The 20222-nt window shown below is 68.6% G+C and carries 16 protein-coding genes; 10 read left to right on the top strand and 6 right to left on the bottom strand.

Translation table 11 applies throughout. The features are described 5' to 3' along the window. Nucleotides 1–19: 19 nt before the first annotated feature. From priA to DFW101_RS02410, 3 genes are all read left to right on the top strand, one after another. A complete protein-coding gene (gene priA / locus DFW101_RS02400; RefSeq protein ID WP_009179939.1) occupies nucleotides 20–2416 on the top strand; it encodes a replication restart helicase PriA in 2397 nt (798 codons plus the stop codon). A gap of 23 nt (nucleotides 2417–2439) precedes the next feature. Beyond that, nucleotides 2440–3546: a hypothetical protein gene (locus DFW101_RS02405; RefSeq protein ID WP_009179940.1), complete on the top strand. Its 1107-nt coding sequence runs from the start codon at nucleotides 2440–2442 to the stop codon at nucleotides 3544–3546. Nucleotides 3547–3648: 102 nt separating this feature from the next. Then, nucleotides 3649–5679 (top strand): PAS domain S-box protein, encoded by a 2031-nt coding sequence (locus DFW101_RS02410; protein ID WP_009179941.1) that lies wholly within the window; start codon nucleotides 3649–3651, stop codon nucleotides 5677–5679. A gap of 151 nt (nucleotides 5680–5830) precedes the next feature. Here the strand turns inward: DFW101_RS02410 and DFW101_RS20130 are convergent, their stop codons facing one another. The 5 genes from DFW101_RS20130 to DFW101_RS02435 form a co-directional block, all read right to left on the bottom strand. Next, complete coding sequence (locus tag DFW101_RS20130; RefSeq protein WP_009179942.1) at nucleotides 5831–7507, bottom strand: glycosyltransferase; 1677 nt, start codon at nucleotides 7505–7507, stop codon at nucleotides 5831–5833. Further along, a complete protein-coding gene (locus DFW101_RS02420) occupies nucleotides 7504–8535 on the bottom strand; it encodes a glycosyltransferase family protein (protein ID WP_009179943.1) in 1032 nt (343 codons plus the stop codon). The genes DFW101_RS20130 and DFW101_RS02420 overlap by 4 nt, the downstream gene beginning before the upstream one ends. A 51-nt stretch (nucleotides 8536–8586) precedes the next feature. Next, the gene (locus DFW101_RS02425; protein ID WP_009179944.1) at nucleotides 8587–10719 is read right to left on the bottom strand and encodes a methyl-accepting chemotaxis protein; all 2133 of its coding nucleotides are present in this window, start codon (nucleotides 10717–10719) and stop codon (nucleotides 8587–8589) included. Nucleotides 10720–10831: 112 nt separating this feature from the next. Then, nucleotides 10832–12541 (bottom strand): beta-N-acetylhexosaminidase, encoded by a 1710-nt coding sequence (nagZ, locus tag DFW101_RS02430; protein WP_009179945.1) that lies wholly within the window; start codon nucleotides 12539–12541, stop codon nucleotides 10832–10834. Between the two features lie 21 nt (nucleotides 12542–12562). Continuing rightward, nucleotides 12563–13810, bottom strand: coding sequence for a GGDEF domain-containing protein (locus DFW101_RS02435; RefSeq protein ID WP_009179946.1), 1248 nt, complete (start codon nucleotides 13808–13810; stop codon nucleotides 12563–12565). Between the two features lie 129 nt (nucleotides 13811–13939). On the opposite strand from DFW101_RS02435, the gene DFW101_RS02440 reads away from it, so the two are divergent. The 7 genes from DFW101_RS02440 to DFW101_RS02470 all read left to right on the top strand — a co-directional run bounded on the left by DFW101_RS02440 (nucleotide 13940) and on the right by DFW101_RS02470 (nucleotide 19395). After that, the gene (locus DFW101_RS02440) at nucleotides 13940–15502 is read left to right on the top strand and encodes a glycosyltransferase family 9 protein (RefSeq protein ID WP_009179947.1); all 1563 of its coding nucleotides are present in this window, start codon (nucleotides 13940–13942) and stop codon (nucleotides 15500–15502) included. An 82-nt stretch (nucleotides 15503–15584) separates the two neighbouring features. Next, nucleotides 15585–16190: a DUF8043 domain-containing protein gene (locus tag DFW101_RS02445; RefSeq protein ID WP_009179948.1), complete on the top strand. Its 606-nt coding sequence runs from the start codon at nucleotides 15585–15587 to the stop codon at nucleotides 16188–16190. Nucleotides 16191–16194: 4 nt separating this feature from the next. Continuing rightward, nucleotides 16195–16545 (top strand): hypothetical protein, encoded by a 351-nt coding sequence (locus tag DFW101_RS02450; RefSeq protein ID WP_009179949.1) that lies wholly within the window; start codon nucleotides 16195–16197, stop codon nucleotides 16543–16545. A gap of 555 nt (nucleotides 16546–17100) precedes the next feature. Next, on the top strand, nucleotides 17101–17496 hold the full coding sequence (locus DFW101_RS02455; protein ID WP_009179950.1) for a hypothetical protein: 396 nt from the start codon (nucleotides 17101–17103) through the stop codon (nucleotides 17494–17496). 38 nt (nucleotides 17497–17534) lie between these two features. Further along, complete coding sequence (locus DFW101_RS02460) at nucleotides 17535–17987, top strand: hypothetical protein (RefSeq protein ID WP_009179951.1); 453 nt, start codon at nucleotides 17535–17537, stop codon at nucleotides 17985–17987. Between the two features lie 351 nt (nucleotides 17988–18338). Continuing rightward, a complete protein-coding gene (locus tag DFW101_RS02465; protein WP_009179952.1) occupies nucleotides 18339–19139 on the top strand; it encodes a glutaminyl-peptide cyclotransferase in 801 nt (266 codons plus the stop codon). Nucleotides 19140–19155: 16 nt separating this feature from the next. Beyond that, complete coding sequence (locus DFW101_RS02470) at nucleotides 19156–19395, top strand: hypothetical protein (RefSeq protein ID WP_009179953.1); 240 nt, start codon at nucleotides 19156–19158, stop codon at nucleotides 19393–19395. Here DFW101_RS02470 and lgt read toward each other — a convergent pair. Next, a complete protein-coding gene (lgt, locus tag DFW101_RS02475) occupies nucleotides 19373–20191 on the bottom strand; it encodes a prolipoprotein diacylglyceryl transferase (protein ID WP_009179954.1) in 819 nt (272 codons plus the stop codon). The two genes, DFW101_RS02470 and lgt, sit on opposite strands and share 23 nt — an antisense overlap. Nucleotides 20192–20222 lie beyond the last annotated feature (31 nt).

Genomic DNA, 20222 nt, shown 5'->3' on the forward strand with positions numbered 1-20222 from the left:
GGCGATTTCCGTTGGCCCCATGAGCGCCACCTGCACCATCGCCCTGACCGCGCCGCCGTATTCCCTGCTGACCTACACCCTGCCGTCGGGGTTTGGGCCCGAGGCGTTTCCCCGGGGCCTGCGCCTGCTTGTGCCCGTGGCCGGCACGCTCCGGGTCGGGGTGGTCTGGGAGACGGGGGCTCCGCCGCCGGCCGGCGTGACCCTGCGGCCGGCCCTGTGGCCCCTTGAGCGCGCGCCCCTTGGCGACGCCGCCTACCTGGAGCTGGTCGAAAATCTGGCCAGCCGCCATTTGGCCACGCCCGGCCGCATCCTCGGCCTGCTCTTGCCCAAGGGTCTTCGCACCTCGCGCATGGTCTTCGAGGTCGACGAGGCCGGCCTGCCCCGTCGTCTGACCGCCCTTGCCCTGTCGCGTCTTGGCCCCGAGGCCCGGCTGGCCCTGGTCGATCCCTGGCGGCGGGGGGCCATGCGCTGCCGGCTGGCCGAGGACGCGAACGATCCGCTGTGCGCCCTGGCCGCCGACCCGCCCTGGCCGGTACGTCCGGGCGCGGCCCGGCAGATCGCCCTCCTGGATCTCTTATGCGACCTCGGCCCCATGCCGCTTTCGGACGTTAAAAAACGTCTGGGGCAGGGTGTCCTGCCGCTCCTTCGCCGGCTGACCGCCCTTGGCCTCGTGCGCCTGGACGCCGGGGAATCGGCCGGGCCAAAAGCCGCGTGCGTGGTCCGGGAGGCGGCGCCAAGCCAGGACTTGGCAAGTGCGCCCCCCCTGACCGCCGAGCAGGCGGCCGCCCTCGACGCCCTGGCTCCGGTCCTCAGCAACCCGGACGGCGCGGCCCGGCTCGTTTTCGGCGTGACCGGCAGCGGCAAGACCCGCCTGTACATGGAGCTTGCCGCCCGGACCCTGGCCCTTGGCCGGCGGGTCCTGCTCCTGGCTCCGGAAGTGGCCCTGGCCGTCAAGCTCCACCGGGCCGCCACGCGGGCCTTTCCGGGACAGGATTCCCTGCTCTACCACGGCTACCAGCCCCCGGCCGTGCGCGAGGCCGCCTTCCGGCGCGCGGCCGGGAACGATGCCCCCCGTCTGGTCGCCGGCACCCGGTCGGCCCTGCTCCTGCCCCTTCGCGACATCGGACTCATCGTCCTTGACGAGGAGCACGACGGCGCCTTCAAGCAGGAGGACCGGCTCCCGTACCAGGCCAAGGAGGTGGCCTTTTTCCGGGCCAGGCAGGCCGGGGCCCTGCTGGTCCTTGGATCGGCCACGCCGGATGTCAAGACGTTTCACGCGGCCCGGGAAGGGCATGTGCCCATGGTTCGGCTCAGGCAGCGGGTTGGCGGCGGAGGCATGCCGGCCATCGAGCTGGTTGACATGCGGGGCGCGGCCAAGCTGACTTCGGTTGCCGGCAGTCGCGAGACCGGCGACCGGACCGGCATCCTCACCGACCGGGCGGCCGAGGAGCTGGCCCGGACCGTGGCCGCCGGCGACCAGGCCATGATCCTCATCAACCGCCGGGGCTATGCGCCGCTCCTTTTCTGCCTGGACTGCGAAACCCCGGTCCGGTGTCCCGCCTGCGAACTGTCTTTCACCTACCACAAGGACCGGGAGCGGCTGGTGTGCCACTACTGCGGCGCCAGTCGGCCGCATCCGTCGCCGTGTCCGGGCTGCGGCGGAGCCTCGTTTCTGCCCATGGGCGTGGGTTCGGAACTCCTGGAGGAGCAGCTCGCCGGCGTGCTGCCGGCCGGCACGGCCGTGGCCCGGCTGGACCGCGACGTGGCCCGGCGGCCGGAGCGGGCCGAGGCCATTTTGGAGGATTTTGCCTCGGGCCGGGCCCAGGTTTTGGTCGGCACCCAAATGCTCTCCAAGGGCCACCATTTTCCGGACGTGACCCTGGTCGTGGCCGCCGACGCCGACCTCGGCCGCAGTCTGCCGGACTACCGGGCCTCGGAGCGGACCTTCCAGCTGCTGACCCAGGTGGCCGGCCGGGCCGGGCGGGGGAGCCGGCCCGGCCGCGTGCTCATCCAGACCCGAACGCCAAACGACCCCTTTTTCACGCATGTCCTGTCCGGAGACTTTGAAGGCTTTTTCGAACTCGAGCTTTCCCGACGCCGGAGGCTGTGCTATCCCCCCTTCACCCGACTGGGCCTGGCGCGGCTGAGTTTTCCCCGGGAGTTCGAGGAAGGGTTCGGCTTGGTGGCCGCCGCCGGCGAGGCCATGCGCCGGGCCGCTGCCCCGCTCGGGGTCCGGGTTCTTGGGCCCGCGCCGGCGCCTCTGGCCCTGGTCGCCGGGCGCAGGCGGTTCCACTGCCTGCTCAAAGCCCCGGATTGGCCCGCCGTACGCCAGGTTTTCGCGGCCGCCCGGCAGGCGCTCGCCGGCGTGGCCCAGGTCCGGCTTGTCCTCGACCTCGATCCGGTCGACATGCTCTAACCATTTCGTCCGAGGAGGCATGTGTGAACGCGAATTTTCAAAACGACGACACCGTCCTTTTGCGCGAAGTGGACCGGGTCCTGGCCGAACGGCGCGCGGCCGGGCTGGAGGGACTTGTCGGCGGTCTGGCCGCCGTGGTGATCAACACCGCCCCGGACGACCTGCTGCCGGCGGCCGAGGAGATGCTCGGCACCACGGCCCTGGCCTTCGAAGCCGCGCTCGAGAATCCGCTTGCCGGCGACGGCGCGCCCTGCCTGCTCCTTCGCGATGGCCTCGGCCCCGATTTCCTCCTCAAAAGCCGCCTGCACGGCGAAAATCCCTTTGCGCCCTACAACCGGGGCGAAAAAAACGGCCCGGATCCGTCGGCCCGGCTCGAAACCTTCGTCTTCGCCTGTGGGGACGTGGCCCGCTACGCCGCCATCCAACAGGGCCGGGGCGTGGCCTTTGAAACGCCGGCCCCGATCGTGACCGATGCCTTTGCCTTCATCCAGACCCTCCCCTCGGTCCATACCGGCAATGCCCTGGGGTTCATCGAATGGAAGGGGAGGGCCGGCCACTATGCCCACGGCCAAAGCCGGCCCTCGCCCCTCGCGCCCGGGGCCAAGCCCGACCGGCCATGGCTGGCCCGCATCCGGGGCCTGGACCACGTGGCCACCCGGGTGCCGGCCCGGCACCGCGACGCGGCCATCGCGGAATTCCTGGCCCTGACCAACTACCGGTTCGATTTCGCAGTCTACGTGGAGTCCCTCAATTCCATCACCAATGTGGCCCGGCTCGGGGCAGACGAATACGCCCAGGTCTTCACTTCCGGCATCGCGCCCCTGTCCGAGGTCTCGGCCGAGGCGGCGGGTCCCACGGAACGCTTCATCGCCAACTACGGCGTGCGGCCGCACCACCTGGCTTTTGGCGTTTCCGGCATCGAGGCGGTGGTGTCGGGCCTGGCGGAAGACGGGGTGCGGTTTCTTTCGGAGCTGGTCGGATCGCGCGAGGAAGGGCTCAGGCAGATTTTCTCCGCCATGTGGCCCCAGACGCTCCTGGTCCACGAATACATCGAACGCTACGACGGGTTTGACGGATTTTTCACCAAAAGCAACGTGACGCGCCTGACGCGGGCCACGCAAAAACAGTAGGCGGGCTTGACATCCCGGGTGTTGCGCTTTCTAGTGAGAAAAACTGGGCCAGCGCGGCCTGACGGGCTCTTTTTGCCGCGCCGGGAAGGCAGGCGGACGATAGTGCGCGCGACCAAGACAAACCACGGTGGCCTGGTCAGTCTGAAGCCGGTGCGAATCGCCTTGTGCTACCTCGGGGTGGGGCTGGGCTGGATCTTTTTTTCCGATCGGCTGGCGGACAGTCTCTTCCGGGACAATCCCGCGCTGCTCATGCACGTTTCCTCGTTCAAGGGGTTCGGGTTTGTCCTGGCCACCTCGCTCCTGCTTTTCCTGCTGCTCCACCGGCATGTGGCGGCCTTCCGCCGAAAGGAACTGGAACTGCGGGAAAGCCAGGAGCGTTACAGGCTGGTGGTGCACAACGCGCCGGACGCCATCCTGATCCATGACGGAACGCGGTTCGTGTTTGCCAATCCCGAAGCGGCGAAACTCTTCGGCGCGGACTCGCCCAATCGTCTCGTCGGCCGGGAGGTCCTGGATTTTGTCCATGACGACTCCAAGGCGTCGGTGCGCGACCGCATCCGCCAGAATCTGGTCCAGAACGCTCCGGCCACCCTGCGGGAGCAGCGCTACGTCCGCCTGGACGGCTCGCCCATCGAGGTGGAGGTGGCGGCCGTGCCGTTTTCCCTCGACCTCACGTCCGGGGCCCTTGTCTTCATGCGCGATGTCAGCCAGCGAAAGGCCGTGGAGCGCAACCTGCGCGAAAGCGAAGCCAAGTACCGCCTGCTGGCCGACAATTGCCACGACGTCATCTTCACCCTTGATGCCAAGCTGCGCCTTACCTATGTCAGTCCGTCGGTCCGACGCCTGCGCGGCCTCACCGTGGACGAGGCCGTGGGAGAAACCTTCGAGCAGATGATGACGCCCGAATCGGCCGTCCGGGCGGCCGAGGCCGCCAGATTGCTCGGGGCCGGGCAGGGCGTGGACCGCAATACCGTCAAGCGGTTGGAGCTTGAGATGCGCCGCAAGGACGGCTCCACCGTCTGGGTGGAATCCGTGGTCCGGCCGCTGATCGATGCCTCGGGCCGTATTTCCGGAGCCGTCGGCGTCTCGCGCGACATCACCGAGCGTCGCCGCATGGAGGACGAGCTGCGGCGATCCAAGGAATTTCTGGGCATGATCCTCGACGCCATCCCGGATCCGGTCTTCGTCAAGGACGCGTCGCACCGTTTCGTCCTGGTCAACCAGGCCCTTGGCGCCATGGTGGGCCAGCCCCAGAACAGGATTCTCGGCGGGAGGGACGAGGATATCGTGCCGCGCGAGGAGGCCGAAGTCTTTGTCGAGCGCGACAACCTGGTCCTGGAAACCGGACGCGAGGACCTCTTTGAGGAAAAGATGACCGACGGGCTCGGTCAGGTCCATATTCTGGTCACGCGCAAGGGACTTTTCGTGGATGCCTCGGGGGCCCGCTTCATCGTCGGCGTCATCCGGGACGTGACCGAGGACAAGACCCAGGAGAAGCGGTTGCGGGATTCGCTGGCCGAAAAGGAGGTGCTGCTGAAGGAAGTGCACCACCGGGTCAAAAACAACCTGCAAGTCATCTCCAGCCTGCTTTTCCTGCAGAAAGACGCCATCGAGGACCCGGCCATCCAGGACATGTTCGAGGAGAGCCGCAACCGCATCGCCTCCATGGCGCTCATCCACGAAGAACTGTACCGGTCCGGGGATTTGGCCCGGGTGGACCTCAAGGAATATCTGGAACGGCTGACCCCCAAGGTGGTCCAGTCCCTGCGGGGCAGGAAAAGCCTCGGCTTCGCCCTCAACCTGACCGAATGCCGCGTGACCGTGGACAAGGCCATTCCCTTCGGGCTCATCGTCAACGAACTGGTGACCAACGCCGTCAAGCATGGGTTCACGGGCCGCGAGGCCGGGAACATCCGGGTGACCATGGCCAGGGAGGGAGAGATGGTGCAGGCCGTGGTCGAGGACGACGGCGTGGGCCTGCCGGACGGCTTTCATCCCGACGTGGTCCGGTCGCTTGGCATGCAGCTCATCGTCCAGCTGACCCGCCAGCTGCGCGGGGCCCTGACCTTCGGCTCCACGGCCGAAGGCACCATTTTCCGCCTGGCCTTTCCCCTCGGCGATCCGACCGACTAAAAGCGCCCCCGCGCGTCGCAAGCCCGGCGGTTCGCCAACGCGGCCGCCTCGCCTCGCCAGTGGCCGCCGCCAGGGTTTCTCGCGCGCTCGTGACGGCAGGCAGCGGCTCATGGTCCGCCTCCGCCACCTCCCGTCGCCCTCTTCCCGTCCGCTAGGACGTCTGCGCCAAGAGGCCGACCTCGGCCAGGAATCGCCATTTTTCCGTCAGATCCCCAAGCGTTGCCTCGCGCAGCCCGGTCGCCAGTTCTTCGGAGCGGTCCCGGTGTTTGGCCAAAAGTTTCCGGCGGTTGGCCTGGCCGCCGGCCAGCTGGTCCGGGCGCGGCGGGACGAAAACCGGGGCCGGACGGCGGTGCCCCACGGCCAGATGGCCCTGGTAGACCGGCGGGTGCCCGGACAGGACCAGGCGCAGGTCGTGGTCCACGTCGTCGTACTGGGACGGCGAATAGCGGATGTCGAAACCGCCGGCCTGGGCGAGCCGTTCCCGCCGGAACAGGTGGCAGCAGCCCATGACCGAGAGACAGGGCCGCATGTGGGCGAAGGCGCCCGCGTCAAAAGCCTCGGCGTGGGCGTCGCTGAAATCCCAGGCCATTGGTTCGCCGTCCCCCTGTCGAGCGGGCACGGGCATGGTGTCCACGCCCTGGGCGATGGCCGGGTTTTGCGCGTCCGCCACACGGCAGCCCCAGACGCCGGCCTCGGGATAGGCCTCTCGGGCCGCGGCCAGCCGGGAGAGCCAGTCCGCCGGCAGATCCACATCGTCATCGAGATAGGCCACGAAGTCGGCCTCCCTGACGCGCGGATCGGCCGCCAGCCAGTTGCGGGCCGCCGGGGCCCCGATGTTGACTGGCAGGCGGATGACCGACAGCCGTCCGGGCCCGACGCGATCCCGCCAGCCGGCCAGGATATCCGGCGTATCGTCGGTGGCGGCGTTATCGAGCGCCACCACCCGGGCGGGGCCGATGTCCGAGGCGAATAGCGAGCCCAGGGTCAGGTCCAGGTCCCGGCCCTTGTTGTAGGTGTAGAGTGCTATGGCCAGGGAACCGGGCAGGCGGGCGGTCGCCCTGTCGCGTCCGGTCGCCATGTCGTAGAGGGCGAGGCCGGCCGAGACGTGCTCGGGCATGGCGGCAAGGATGGCGGCCAGGCGGCGCCTGGCCAGGTCCCGGTCGCCCGATTGCCAGGCGGCCAGGCCGAGGCGGAAAAGCCCGGACGGCCAGGGGGCCAGGGCGTGGGCCTGCTCGTACCGGGCCAGGGCCAGGGCCGGCCGGCCCGAGACCAGGGCCAGGTCACCGGCCAGCTTGTGGCCGAGACCGGCCAGGGACGGGGGCAGGGCGGCTTTGAGAAGCGCCTCGCCCCGGTCGAAGTTCCGGTCGAGGACGGCCTGGCGCAGGGCCACGTGGAGCCAGAACAGGCCATGGCGGCCGGTGTGGCACTCGTTTTCGAGGTACCGGCGCTGCCGGTCCGTGTCGCCCGAAGTCACGAGCCGCTGGTAGTAGGCCGTGTTGTCCGGGACGCGGAAGAGGCGGACCGTTTCCGCGGCCAGGGCGGCAAAGGCCGGATCCAGGGCCGGCGGGGAGCCGGGAAGGGCCCCCGCCGCCTCGAGCAGGGCCACGGCCGTCGGGCCGAAGAGGGAATCCTCCTCCAGGGCGGCGGCCAGAAGCGACAGCCGCCGCCGCTGCCACAGGGCCCGGTCGGCCGGACAGGCTGCGGCCAGGGCTTTCCCGGCCATGCCGGCGGCCCGAAGGAGGTGCTCCCGGCCGACGGTGCCGGCCAAAAGCAGGTCGCACAGCGGGAGGGGCATGTCCATGGCCTCGGGCCAGGGGGAACGGTTCACAGGGGTTCTCCTGCGGCGACCCGCGTCCAGGCGTCCAGATACTCCCTGGCGCCGGCCGAAAGCAGGTGCCCGGCGGCCACGGCCTCCATGGCCCGGCCGGCCATGCGCCGGCGAAGGGCGGCGTCGCACACGAGGCGCGAGACGGCCTCGTGCCAGGCGGCCGGGTCCGGACCGGCAAGCAGTCCCGTCACGCCCGGCTCCACCACCTCCCGGTAGGGCGGCAGGTCGGCAAAGACGCCGGCCATGCCGGCGGCCGCGTATTCCATCCACTTCATGGGGCTTTTGGCCCGGTTGAAGGGCGTGTCGGCCAGGGGGGCCAGGCCCACGCCGCAGCCGAGGCGGGGGAGCCTGGCGGCATAGGCGGCGTAGTCCGGGGTAAAGGGAAGGGTGGTTGCGCCGGGAAAGGTCCCGGCGGGAGGCGTGCAGCCGAAAAAGACGAACCGGACGTGCTCGCCCAGGGTGCCTGCCAGACCCGACAAGGCGGACGCCAGCGGGGCCAGGTCCGGCCCGTGGGAGGGCGTCCCGGCCAGGCCCACGGCCACGACAGGCCGGTCCGGCGGCGGGACCGGCCGCCACAAGGCGTCGGGCAGGAAGTTTCGCACCACCCGCACCCGGGGATTGAGGGGACGAAACACTGCGGCCAGGACCGTTGTACTGACCGTGACGCAGTCGGCCCGGCGGGCGGTCTCCAGGATGTGGGGCAGGATCCCGGCCATGCGGGGGGCGAAGGGGTGGTCCGGCGGGACGGCGGTCCAGTCGTCGTCGGTGTCGTAGACCACCGGCTTTCCCGAGGCGAAAACGGCCTCCAGGACCGGGGCCGTGGCCGGGCTCGGGAAATACCGCTGGATGAGCAGCAAGTCGGCCGCGTCCAGGATGTCGGTGCGGACCCGGTGGCCGGGTCCGTGGGGCACGGCCCCGGCCAGGAGCCGCACCGCAGGGCCAAGGGCGTTGGCCGGTTCCAGCACGCGCAGCCGGGCGCAGGCGTAGGCCGGGTCGTCGAAACCGTACCAGGCGACGGTCAGGGGCACGGCCACGCCTCGCCTGCCTGCCGGCCGCGTCCCTGCCGGGTCCTTTGTCGATCAGGCGCCAAGGGCTTTGGGCCGTCCGCCGGCCAGGGCCTGGAAGACGATTTCCGCCCTGGCCGTCTGCCTGTCCACGGAGGAGACGGTGATGGCGGCCGGTTCCCTGAAATACTCGGCCGCGCCGCGCAGGATGCCTTCGAAGTATTCCGGATAGCCGCGCGTGGAGTGGTAGGTCATGACGAGCCTGTCCCCCTTGTCCTCGTAGGTGAACCGGGGCGGCTGCAGGCCGGGCATGTCCTTGGTCAGCCGGGCGTGGGTGTCGTTCATCGTCAGGTAGAAGTCCTTGAGATTTTTCACTTTGAAGGAGTGGGGGTAGTGCTTGTGGAACCCTTTGATGGTAAAGCGGCCAAGAGCCAGGAAGACTTCCGGAATCGAAGTGCCGGTCTTTTCGGCCACGATCTCGGCCATCTGCCGCAAGACCTGGTCCGGATAGTTCTGGGTGGGCAGGAAGGTCGGGTAGCCCATTTCCTGCTGCATGCCTTCATAGACCGCGGCGCCGAAGTGGTCGTGGATGCATTCCTGCATGAGTTTGGGCAAGATGCCCTTCATGTTCGCCTGGGAGGTGCGCAGCTTCACGTCCTGTTCGTGCCGGTCGGCGAAGGTGCCGGCCAGGCCGAGCAGGGACTGGGCCAGTTCGGCCAGTTCCCGGGTGGCCTGGGCGGTCTGGACGGCCCCTTCGTCGGCTTCGTTGGCCACGCGGGCGATGACCTCGATGTTGCGGTTGATCTCTTCGGCGGCCGCCGACTGCTGCTCGGCGGCCGTGGCGATCTGGGTCACCTGCCCCGTCACCTCGTGGATGCGCGTCATGATGCGTTCGAGCGCCTGGCCGGCCTTGCGGGTGGCTTCGGTGCTGTCGGCCACCCGGGTTTCGGTTTCGTGCATGGAGGCCACGGCGTGTCGGGAACCGTCCTGGATCTGGTGGATGGAGTTCTCCACTTCCTTGGTGGCGGTCATGGTCTTTTCGGCCAGCTTCCGGACTTCGTCGGCGACCACGGCGAATCCCCGTCCCGCCTCGCCGGCCCGGGCCGCCTCGATGGCGGCATTTAAGGCCAAGAGGTTGGTCTGGTCGGCGATGTCGTTGATGACGCCGATGATGCGGCCGATCTCCCCGGCCTGTCCGTCCAGGGCCGCCAGCACCTGGCCGAGTTTGCCCGTTGATTCGGCCACGGCCGTGATGCCGACAACCGCCTCGCGGACATCGGTGGCCCCGGCCTCGGCGGCGTGGTTGGCTCCGGTTGCGGCTTCGGAAGTCTGGCCCGCGTTCCTGGCCACTTCCATGACGGTCGCCGCCATCTCTTCCATGGCCGTGGCCACGGCTGCGGACTGCTGTTTCTGCTGCTCGGCGCCGCGGGCCTGTTCGTCGGAGGAGGCCGACAGTTCCTCCGAGGCCGAGGCCACGCGTTGGGCCAGTTCGTTGATGTCGCCACCGAGGTTTCGGAGGGCGGCCTGCCCGTCTTCGATCTGCCGCTGCTGTTCGCGCACCGTGGACAGGTCGGCCAGGCAGGTCACCGCCCCGAGGACGTCGCCCTTGATGCCGCGAAAGCAGTCCACGGAAAACTGGCAGGAGAGGGTGCGGCCGTCCCACAGGGTGAGATCCCGTTCGGCCAGTTGGCTCACGCCGTCGGCCAGGACCTTCTCCGTCACCGAGGTGCCGTCCTTGTTGTAGAAGGCCTGGCTGACCGTCTTGCCGATGATGGCGCTTTCGTTTTTGCGCAGCAGGGCGGCCAGGGCCTGGCTGGCATGGGTGATGACCCCGCTCTTGTTGCAGATCAAAAACGGCGTGCCCACGGCCAGGATGGCGCTGCGATAGTATTCCCGGCGCTGCATGTTGAAGGCCAGGACTTCGCTTGCCTGTTCGCCGAGCGGCCCGAGCGCCTTCCAGGACAGCACGTCGTCCAGAAGATAGGCCCGGTGGTCGACGTTCATCTTTTGGAATCCGAAGAACAGTTCGCGGACAGGGCCGTTGATGCGCCGGGCGGCGAGCCATGCGACGCCGCAGGCCGCGACGGCCAGGGCGATGCCGACGAGAATGTTGCCGAGCAGACTGGAGACGATGATGCAAATGCCGCAAAGGATGCCCAGGGCGAGACAGAGAAGGCCGGGAGAGGGCGGAAGATTCCTGTCGTTCATGTCATCGCTCCAATTCGTTTTTCGCCATTGGAAACTAATCATCAGGCAACGTCAATGCATCGATGCCCTTTGCGGAAGCGATCCTTACGGGAAGGGCGGCGCGCGGCGTTTTTCAGGGCAACGTTTCGGAACCGGCGAGCCGGCCCGCCGGAGACCGTCCGCTGAAGCGGTACGGCGCCAGAAGGGCTTTCCAGAGAGCGTCGAGGCCGGCCGGGGTCTCGCCGTAGGTGGCGAGCCTCGCTCCGGCCGGCGGCAGGAGCGGCAGGTCGTAGGGCGACTCGGCCGCGACCAGGACCAGCCGCTGGGGTTCTTCCCCGGCCAGGGCACTGGCCAGACGGCGTTGGCCTTCCCTGTTTCGGGCGTCGGTGACCAGAAGCACCACGCGGCGGGCGTCCCGGGCTTTGCCCACGGCATCGGCAATGGCCCCGGCATCGGGATCGGCGGGGAGAAAAAGCGTTTGCGGGCCGTTTAAGGCGGCAAGGCCGGCTTCGGCCTCGGTGTCGGTGGCCTCCCGGCCGAGTCGTGGGCGCACGATCAGGGTGCCGGCATCGGCGGTGAGGGGCAGGGCCGGGGCGGTCGGTCCGAAAGCGGTCAGGGCCCGGGCCGCGATGCGCCGGGCCAGGGCGGCGCCGGCCGGCGTGGCCAGCCGGTCTTGGAGGTCCGTGGCCGGGGTGTCCAGGGCGGCGGCGCGCAAAAGCCCGAACCGCTCCTTTAAGCGCAACACGCGAAGGACCGCCGCGTCCAGACGATTTACGGGCACCCGGCCGGTCCGGACCGCGAGCAGCACCCGGTCCATGGCCTCCAGGCGCTCGGACGCCGGACGCCCGGCGTCCGCGCCGACAAGCAGGACGTCGGCCCCGGCGGCCAGGGCCATGACCGCGGCTTCGGCCGTGCCGTAGGTGGCGGCCACGGCCCCCATGCCAAGCGAATCGGTGAAGATCACCCCGTCGAACCCGAGCCGGCCCCGCAGGACGCCGGAGAGCATCCGCCGGGACAGCGTGGCGGGAAGGTTGTCCGGCTCCAGGTCCGGGGTCAGGACATGGGCGGTCATGACCGCCGGGGCACCGGCCGCAAAGGCCGCCCGGAACGGCGGGAAATCGACCCGGGAGAGGGTGGCGGCGTCGTGGTCCACCCGGGGGAGGCCGACATGGGAGTCCACGGCCGTGTCCCCGTGCCCGGGGAAATGCTTGGGCGTGCATATGGCCCCCACGCTTGCGTACCCGGCCGTGGCCGCGGCCGTGAAGCGGGCCACGTCGGCCGGGTTGGCCCCGAAGGAACGGATGCCGATCACGGGGTTGGCCGGGTTGACGTTGACGTCGGCGACCGGCGCGAAATCGGTGTTGATGCCGACGGCCAGAAGCTCCCGGCCCGTGGCGGCGGCGGCCTGCCGGACGAGGTCGGCCCGGCCGGCCGCCGCCTGGGCCATCTGGCTCGGAAAGACGGTAAATCCCCGGCGCAGCCTGGCCACCGGGCCGCCTTCCTGGTCCACGCCGACAAGCAGGCCAAGCCCTTGCGGCGTGTCCGCCGCCGTGGCTTGGAGCGCCGCGGTCAGGCGGGCCACCTGGGCCGGGGTCTCGATGTTGCCGGCATTGGCGTAGAGGATGACGCCGCCAAGGCGGCGGTCCCGGATGAGGGCGGCGGTCTCGGGCGAGACGTCCGGGCCTTCGAACCAGACCATGAAGACCTGGCCGACTTTTTCCTCAAGCGTCATGGCCGCAAGCAGGGCCGGGGCGCGCGAGGCGGCGGCAGCGGGTCCGGGATGGGCCGTGAGGCAGGCCGCGGCAAGGGCCAGGAGGAGGCGGAGGAGGCGGGCGTGGCGCATGGTGTGGGCTCCGGAGGGAAGTTACGCGCCGTTCTCGGCGCGTTTGTCGGCGTACATGGCCTCGTCGGCCCGGCGGATCAGATCGTCGATGGACTGGCCCGGCACGTGCATGGCCACGCCGATGGAGACGGACAGGCCGGGGGCGCCGGAAAGTTCCCGGTCCCGGGCCACCTGGGCCACGCAGGCCCGCAGCCGTTTGGCCATGACGGCCGCCTCGTGGTTCCCGGCATCGGGCATCAGCACCACGAACTCGTCGCCGCCGAGCCGGGCCAGCATGTCGTAGGCCCGGATCCGGCCGGCCATGGCCCGGGCCACGTCGCACAGCACCGCGTCGCCTTTTTCATGGCCAAAGAGGTCGTTGACGGCCTTGAACCGGTCGAGGTCGCAAAAAAGAAGCGCGGCCGGGCTGCCCCTGCGTTCGGCCAGGGACAGGAGCGAGGGTGCGTTGCGGCGCAGGGAGGCTCGGTTGGGGATGCCGGTCAGTTCGTCGGAGTCTCGCTGGCGGGAGAGTTCTTCGTGGATCTTGACGTGCAGCAGATCGCCAGCCAAAACCTCGCAGAAATGCTCGAGAAAATCCGTGCCCTTCTCGGCCGTGTAGCGGCCGGGGTCCGGATCGGCCAGGGCCAGGGCCCCGATGCGCCGGTCGGGCCGGTATTTGTCGTGCAGCGGCGCGATGAAGCACGAACCATCCGAAAGCTCGGGGCAGGCGGCGAAAAGGGCCGGCGGGAAGAAGAAGCCCGGATCGGCCAGGGCGGCCACAGGGCCGACGTGGACCGTCCGTTCACTGGCGGGGGCGCGGGGCAGGGAACGAAGGGCCGCAACCAGGGCCGTTTGGGACGGGCAGGGATAGGCCGCCGGCACGTAGGCCTCGAAATCCTCGCGGGAGAGCAGGCAGGCGAGGGCGGGCACGCCCATGGCCCGGGCCAGCCGGTCCAGGATGTCCGGCAGGTCGGACAGATGGCGCAACTGCCGTGACAGGGTGAGGGCGGCCCGGAAGGTGCAAAAAGCCTGATCGTTGGCCCGAAAGATGTCCTGGAGCCGCTCCATCTGGCCGGCCTGTCGGCGCAGGCGCTCGCGCAGGCGCAGGGACTCGGCGGCGTGGAGGCGGACCTCGGCGACCAGATCGGCCTTTTCCCGGTCGAAGCAGGCCCGCGACGCCAGCAGGTCGTCCACCAGCCGACGAAAGTCCGTCTGTCGGCCATGGGGAAGGAAACGTTCCAGTTCCAGGGCTTTGGCGGTCAGGTCGGTGTCTTCGAGGGGGATGCTCATGGGGATCTCGGGGCGGCGGGGCCGCCCGTATGCTCCGAGCTCTTGGTACCATGTCCGAGGCAGGCCAACAAGTCATGCGGATGTTTGAAAAAATTGCAGCCGAACGCAGGTTGCCGTCATGGAGCGGCCATGAGGATCGTGTTACAAAATTTGACCCGGTTTGGCGATCTGCTGCAATCGCAGCCCACCCTGGCCGAACTGGCCGGCGCCGGCCACGAGGTTGCAGTGGCCTGCCTGGAAAATTTTGCCGGGGCCGCGGCCCTGCTGCCCGAGGCCTCCCTGATCCTGCCCCTGCCCGGGGCCCGGATGCTGGCCGGCCTGGAGGGGAACTGGCCCGAGGCCTTGGCGGCTGTCGATGGATTCGTCGACCGGGTGGTCCGGGATTTCGCGCCCGAGGCCGTGGTCAACCTGACCCCGGCCCTGGCCGCGCGCCTGCTCGCCCGGCGGCTTTGCGGCGAGGACGTGCTCGGGTTCAGCCTCGATCCTTTCGGGTTTCGTCACGAATCCTCGCCCTGGGCCACCTTTCTCGAGGCCTCCTCGGCCAACCGGGGGCTCAGTCCCTTCAATGTCGTGGATCTTTTCCGCAAGGCGGCCGGCGTCGGCAACGGGCCGGGCCGGTTTGCCCTGCGCCGGCCCGAGGCGGCGGCGCTTCAGGCGGCCGGGGAACGCCTCGCTGCCGGCGCGCCGCCGGACGCCGCCTTTTTCGTGGGCTTTCAGCTCGGGGCCAGCGCCGCGGCCAGGCAGTGGCCCGTGGCTGCCTTTGGCCAGGTCGGGGAGATGCTCTGGGAACGGTACCGGGCCGTGCCGGTCCTTTTAGGCGGTCCGGGCGAGACCGGGCTGGCCGCGAGCTACCGGCAAGCCTGCCCGGCCCCGGCCGTGGACCTGATCGGGGCCACGGACCTGCCGGGGCTGGCGGCGGTCCTGTGCCGGCTGCGGCTCCTCGTGACCAACGACACCGGCACCCTCCATCTGGCCGCCGGCCTGGACGTCCCGTCGGTTTCCATCTTCCTGGCCACGGCCCAGCCCTTTGACACCGGTCCCTATCGGGAAGGGTGCCTGTGCCTGGAGCCGGACATGGCCTGCCATCCCTGCGCCTTTGGCGTGGCCTGTCCCATCGGCAACGCCTGCCTCTCGGCCATCGGGCCGGAGACCGTGTCCCGGGTCGTCAGCGAATTTTGCGACACGGGCCGGTTTGCGGCCGGGGCCTATCCCGGGGCCCGGGCCTGGCTGTCGGCCTTTGACACGTCGGGCTTCATGGACATGGTTTCGCTTTCCGGCCACGACGCCGAGGCCCGGGCGGTCTGGCTGCGGGTCCTGCGCCGGGTCCTTCGTCAATTCCTTGACGAAAAGCCGTTTGGCGAGCCGGATTCCGGCCTGCCGGCCTTGCCGCCGCTCCCTGGGGACACACGGCAAGCACTGGCCACGCTCCTTGGCCAGTCCGCCGAACTCCTGCGCCTGCTCGAAGGGCAGGCCGGGCTCGCGGCCCGCAACCAGGCCATGAAAGCCCGTTTCCTGGCCACCTGGGAGCGGATTCGGGGCCTTTGGACAGGCTCGCCATACCTCGGCGTCCTTGGCCGCCTTTGGATGCACGAGGCCCAGCAGGCCTCCCCGGACCTGCCGGCCCTCCTTGGCCGCATCCGCCGTTACGCCGCCTGCGTCGCCGCCCTGGCCGCCTGTCTCGACCGTTCCTGACCTTTGGCATGGTTGTTGAATAACGAGGGGTGGGAATGGAAATCCTTTCCCCTCCGACAACAACTCCAGAGGGAGGCGCGACATGATAAGCGTGGACGGCCGGGAAACCGGCATGGACATCAACCAGTTTCAAAACCTCGAGGAAATCCTGCTCCAGATCATGGGCGGGGGCGAGCTCGAGGGACGCGTCGTGACCGACGTGTTCGTCAACAACGAAAGCTTTTCGGAAATCTACCCGCACCAGGCCGAGGACATCGAGATCGACGAGATCAAGTCCGTCGAGGTGAAAAGCGTGCCCGTGGCCGACATGGCCCTCGACATCACCGTCGAGCTCAACAAGGTGGTCCTCTTGATGGACCAGGGCGCGCGGCGCGTGGCCGAACTTTTCCGCCAGGCCGACGATGCCGAGGCCCTGGAAGTCTACCAGGACCTGATGGACGTCACCCGGGACTTCCTCAACATGATCGGCGTGCTGCGCGGCGAGTCCGTGGCCAAGGGCACGGCGGCCTTTGACGCCTCGGCGGACGAGATCTCCAATCTCTTCTCCGAGATGGTGGAAGTGCTCGAAAACGAGGACTGGATCCTGCTTGCCGACCTGCTCGAATACGAGTTCGTTCCGGCCATGACCCGCTGGAAGACCGTCATTGCCGAGTTGCAGGAGAGCTTCCGGGAAAACGACAAGGAATAACGCCATGTCCGACAAGCTTGAATATCTCGAAGCGGCTTTGGTTGCTGGTGAACGCGAACTCCATTGCCTCCTTGCGGGCGAAATCGAGGAGGCTGAACTCCTGGCCAAGGACCGTGGCCGGCTGCTGGAAATGGCGTGGCGTTCCGCCGACCCGGAGAGCATTGGCCAGCTTCGGGACAAGCTTTTGAAGCTCAAGAACCTGCAAGGCCAGCTGACGACCGAAGCCAGGCGTCTCCACGCCGACCTGCAAGACGATCTGCAACGGGCCAAGCAGGAGAACCAGCGCCTTTCCGGCTACCGCACGAGTGTCCGGCCCAATCCCGCCGTGCGCCGCTACCTGGACAAGGCCGGCTGAGCCGCGCCCCCTCTGGCGCTCTTTTGCGGCCGGGCCTTCGGGTCCGGCTTTTTCATGGGCAGGGCAGCCCGAAGGCAGGCGGCCGGACAGGCGACGGTTGCCCCGGGAGCCACCTTCAACCGTCTCCAGGATTTCTCCACCCGTTGCCGTGACCGCAACGAACGTGAAATCCCTTGGTCGCAAGCCCGCTTTTTCCCCGCCCGCGTTCCCGACCGTCCTGGACGGTCCCCCGGCCGATCCCGTCGATCAAACCACGTGGCCCCCCGCTGTGGGCGGTACGCCAGCCTGCCCGTCGCGGTCAGGCCGACGTCCCGGCCCGATCGCGTGCGGCCCGCCCCAGGAGGCGGAACGGGAATCGGATACGATCCGACTCCCCTGCCAGGGCGCCAGGGAAGGGACCCGGACTGTCGTTATTTTGACGAGGCCGGCTGCTGTATCCTAAATATCTTGAAATAATTTGATAAAATTCTTGGCAGGCTCCTTGCTAAGAGAAAAAAGCCAGGAGCGGGGGACGCCGCCGGCAGTCCGGCCGGCGGGCACACAAAGGAGGATGGCATGCTTTCATTTTTCACCGGGGGCGACAAGAAAGCGCGGGGACGCCACGAGGAGCTCAAGAAGGGCGCGCGGCTCAAGAACGCCAAGGAGCTCTTTTTTTCCGGCAAGTTTCCGGTGGTGACCACACCCGTGCTCGACGGGCGCAAGATCCGCAAGGTGCTCGGCCTGGTCAGCGGCCGGGGATTCGACTCCGAATGCGCCTTCTACGGCCTGACCGCCAGCGCCCTGGACATCGGGGCCGACGCCATCATCGGCTACCAGGAGAACGTGGCCTTCCACCCGGACGGATCGCGGTATTTTTCCTGCTACGGCACGGCCGTGATCCTCGAACGCGAGCAACCGGCCCAGGCGGCGACGACGCGAAAGACCGTCGGCGCCAAGTCCCTGATGCACTGACCCCGGCCCGCCGGCCGGAGCGCCCTTCGGAGGGTGGCATGAAGCGCACACTCGCCCTTATGGCCGCAACCGGAGCCCTGCTCCTCCACGTCGGCACGGCCCCGGCCCAGGAAAAAGCCACGGGCAAGACCCCCATGGAGCCTCGGGGCGGCATCGGCGCACCCGTCAGTCCTCGAAAGGACGACACGGCCCGGACCGGCGGTCGCAGGGTCGATCCCTATGTCAGCGACAGCATGGCCCGCCGGCAATCCGTGCGTCCGACTGCGGAGGCCCCTTCCCTGGGCGTCGGCGGGGGCGGGGTGGTTGACGACAAGGCCCTGCCCACGGAAAGGGACAAGGTGCGCGACAAAGGGCCCGAGCTTGGCGGCTCGGTGCCCCTCAGCAAGACCGTCAGCCTGAAAGCCGCCGGCCGCTACGAACACCTGGGCTCGATTGCCGACAAAGGATTCGATGGCCTCGGCGGCAACCTGGGCCTCAAGATCAGTTTTTAGGGGGTTTCGCGTCCCTGTCGCCGGAGTCGGCCGCATCCGGGGAACGGCCGGAGTCGCGGGGGTGCGGACCGCACCCCGTGTCCACGCCTCAGCCCCGGATGCCGAGCCTCGGGAAGACGAAACGGACGATGGCGAACCAGGCGACGACGATGGCCAGAAAAAGCAGGATGTCTTTCATGGGACACTTCTGGCACGAAGGGCGCGGCGGGTAAAGATGTGGCGCCTTTTTCGTGGCCTCGCCTTTCTTGCAACGCCGGCCTGGATATGGTAACAAATTGAGATAATGGAAAATAATCGGTCTGACCCAAAATAGGGCCTTTGGCCGGGATGCGTCCGAAGGGCGGGAAGGGCATGGCAAGGTTTGGCTTGAAACGGGTTTTCGTCGCCTGGGCCCTCCTGGCGGCGGTGTGGTGCGCGCCTGCTTCGGCCCGGGCCGGGGCCCCGGTCCTCGCGGCCGAGCGTGTGGCCGCCCTGCCCCACGATGCCGCCGCCTTCACCCAGGGCCTGCTCTTTCACAAGGACGTTTTCTACGAAAGCACGGGCCTCTACGGCCGCTCGTCCCTGCGCCGGGTCGATCCGGCCACCGGCCGGGTCCTGGCCAGGCGGGCGCTGGCGACGCAATATTTCGGCGAAGGTCTGGCCCTGGTCGGCGGCCGGCTCTACCAACTCACCTGGCGGGAGCGGCGGGTCCTTGTTGCCGAGCCGTCCGATCTCCGGCCGGCCGGGGAACTGCCGTTGCCGACCGAGGGCTGGGGCGCTTGCAGCCTGGACGGGGCGCTCGTGGTCAGCGACGGGTCCGACCGGCTCGTCTTCTACGATCCCAAGGACATGACGGCGCGGGGCGAGGTGGCCGTCACCGACGACGGCGCGCCGGTGCCCCTTTTAAACGAACTCGAGGCCGTGGCCGGGACCATCTGGGCCAATGTCTGGGGCGATTCCCGCATCGCGGTCATCGATCCGGCTTCGGGCCGGGTCCTGGCCTGGGTGGATTGCGCTTCGCTTCGTCCGGGCGTAACCGCGGCCGACCTCGACAACGTCTTAAACGGCATAGCCTATGATCCGGCGACGGGCCGGATCTGGGTGACGGGCAAACGCTGGCCCAATGTCTATGAAATCAAGGTGCCGGGGCTGCCTGTCAAGGCTGCCCGGTAATGGTCAGGCAGAGGTCATGAAGCAGAAATGCAGGATGTGCCGGTACTGGAAAGGCCCCATCCCGGCCGAACACCGGTACTGTCCGCCCGAGGAGATGCTCACCGGGGAATGGGGCTATTGCAAGCGCCACGCGCCTTCGCCGGCCACGGCGCCGGTCGAGCAGGCGCGCGGCAAGACCTATGTGGCCGTGTGGCCGGAGACCCAGGCCGAGGAACTGTGCGGCGAGTTCGTGCTCATTCCGCTCCACCGGGAATAGGCCGGCCGGCCGGGGCCGGGACCGTGCGCAACCACAGCAGCCAGACGCCCATGGCCATGACCGGAACGCTCAGGATCTGGCCCATGGTCAACCAGCCGAAGGCCAGGTAGCCGAGCTGGGGGTCGGGCAGGCGCACGAATTCCAGGCTGAACCGGAAGATGCCATACCAGAGGCAAAACATGCCCGACACGGCCCCGGTCTTGCGCGGCCTGGCGGAATAGAACCACACGAGGAGAAAGAGAGCCAGGCCTTCCAGGCCCGCCTCGTACAGCTGGGACGGGTGGCGCGGCTGGAGCCCGGCCCTGGGATCGGGAAAGACCATGGCCCAGGGCACGTCGGACACCTTTCCCCACAGCTCGCCGTTGATGAAATTGCCGATCCGGCCGGCCAGGATGCCGGGCGCGATGAGGGGCGCGGTGAAATCGGCCACGCCCCAGAATCCCTTGCCGGTCTTTTTCCCCAGGTACCAAAAGACCGCGAGCATGCCGAGAAAGCCGCCGTGAAAGGACATCCCGCCCTGCCAGACCATGAAAACGGACAGCGGATCGGCGAGCAGGCCCGGCAGGTCGTAGAAAAGGACATACCCGACCCGGCCGCCGACCACCACGCCGAGGACCGAATAGGTGACCAGGTCGTCGACTTGCAAGCCCGTCCAGCCCGAGCCCGGCCGTCCGGCCCGCAAGCGGCCAAGGATCCAGGCCGCGCAAAAGCCGATCAGGTACATGAGGCCGTACCAACGCACGTGCAGGGGGCCGAGGCTCACGGCCACGGGATCGATTCTGGGGTAGGTGAGCATGAAGGATGCAGCTTTGGCGTGGCAGCCGGTT

It is taken from the genome of Solidesulfovibrio carbinoliphilus subsp. oakridgensis (assembly GCF_000177215.2).
Classification (GTDB): domain Bacteria; phylum Desulfobacterota; class Desulfovibrionia; order Desulfovibrionales; family Desulfovibrionaceae; genus Solidesulfovibrio; species Solidesulfovibrio carbinoliphilus.

Excerpts from the sequence above, each read along its gene's own strand:
- DFW101_RS02445 (WP_009179948.1), top strand. The coding sequence starts at position 15,585 with ATGATAAGCGTGGACGGCCGGGAAACCGGCATGGACATCAACCAGTTT.
- DFW101_RS02450 (WP_009179949.1), top strand. The coding sequence starts at position 16,195 with ATGTCCGACAAGCTTGAATATCTCGAAGCGGCTTTGGTTGCTGGTGAA.
- DFW101_RS02440 (WP_009179947.1), top strand. The coding sequence starts at position 13,940 with ATGAGGATCGTGTTACAAAATTTGACCCGGTTTGGCGATCTGCTGCAA.
- DFW101_RS02435 (WP_009179946.1), bottom strand. The coding sequence starts at position 13,810 with ATGAGCATCCCCCTCGAAGACACCGACCTGACCGCCAAAGCCCTGGAA.
- DFW101_RS02470 (WP_009179953.1), top strand. The coding sequence starts at position 19,156 with ATGAAGCAGAAATGCAGGATGTGCCGGTACTGGAAAGGCCCCATCCCG.
- priA (WP_009179939.1), top strand. The coding sequence starts at position 20 with ATGAGCGCCACCTGCACCATCGCCCTGACCGCGCCGCCGTATTCCCTG.
- nagZ (WP_009179945.1), bottom strand. The coding sequence starts at position 12,541 with ATGCGCCACGCCCGCCTCCTCCGCCTCCTCCTGGCCCTTGCCGCGGCC.
- DFW101_RS02465 (WP_009179952.1), top strand. The coding sequence starts at position 18,339 with ATGGCAAGGTTTGGCTTGAAACGGGTTTTCGTCGCCTGGGCCCTCCTG.
- lgt (WP_009179954.1), bottom strand. The coding sequence starts at position 20,191 with ATGCTCACCTACCCCAGAATCGATCCCGTGGCCGTGAGCCTCGGCCCC.
- DFW101_RS02455 (WP_009179950.1), top strand. The coding sequence starts at position 17,101 with ATGCTTTCATTTTTCACCGGGGGCGACAAGAAAGCGCGGGGACGCCAC.
- DFW101_RS02460 (WP_009179951.1), top strand. The coding sequence starts at position 17,535 with ATGAAGCGCACACTCGCCCTTATGGCCGCAACCGGAGCCCTGCTCCTC.
- DFW101_RS02425 (WP_009179944.1), bottom strand. The coding sequence starts at position 10,719 with ATGAACGACAGGAATCTTCCGCCCTCTCCCGGCCTTCTCTGTCTCGCC.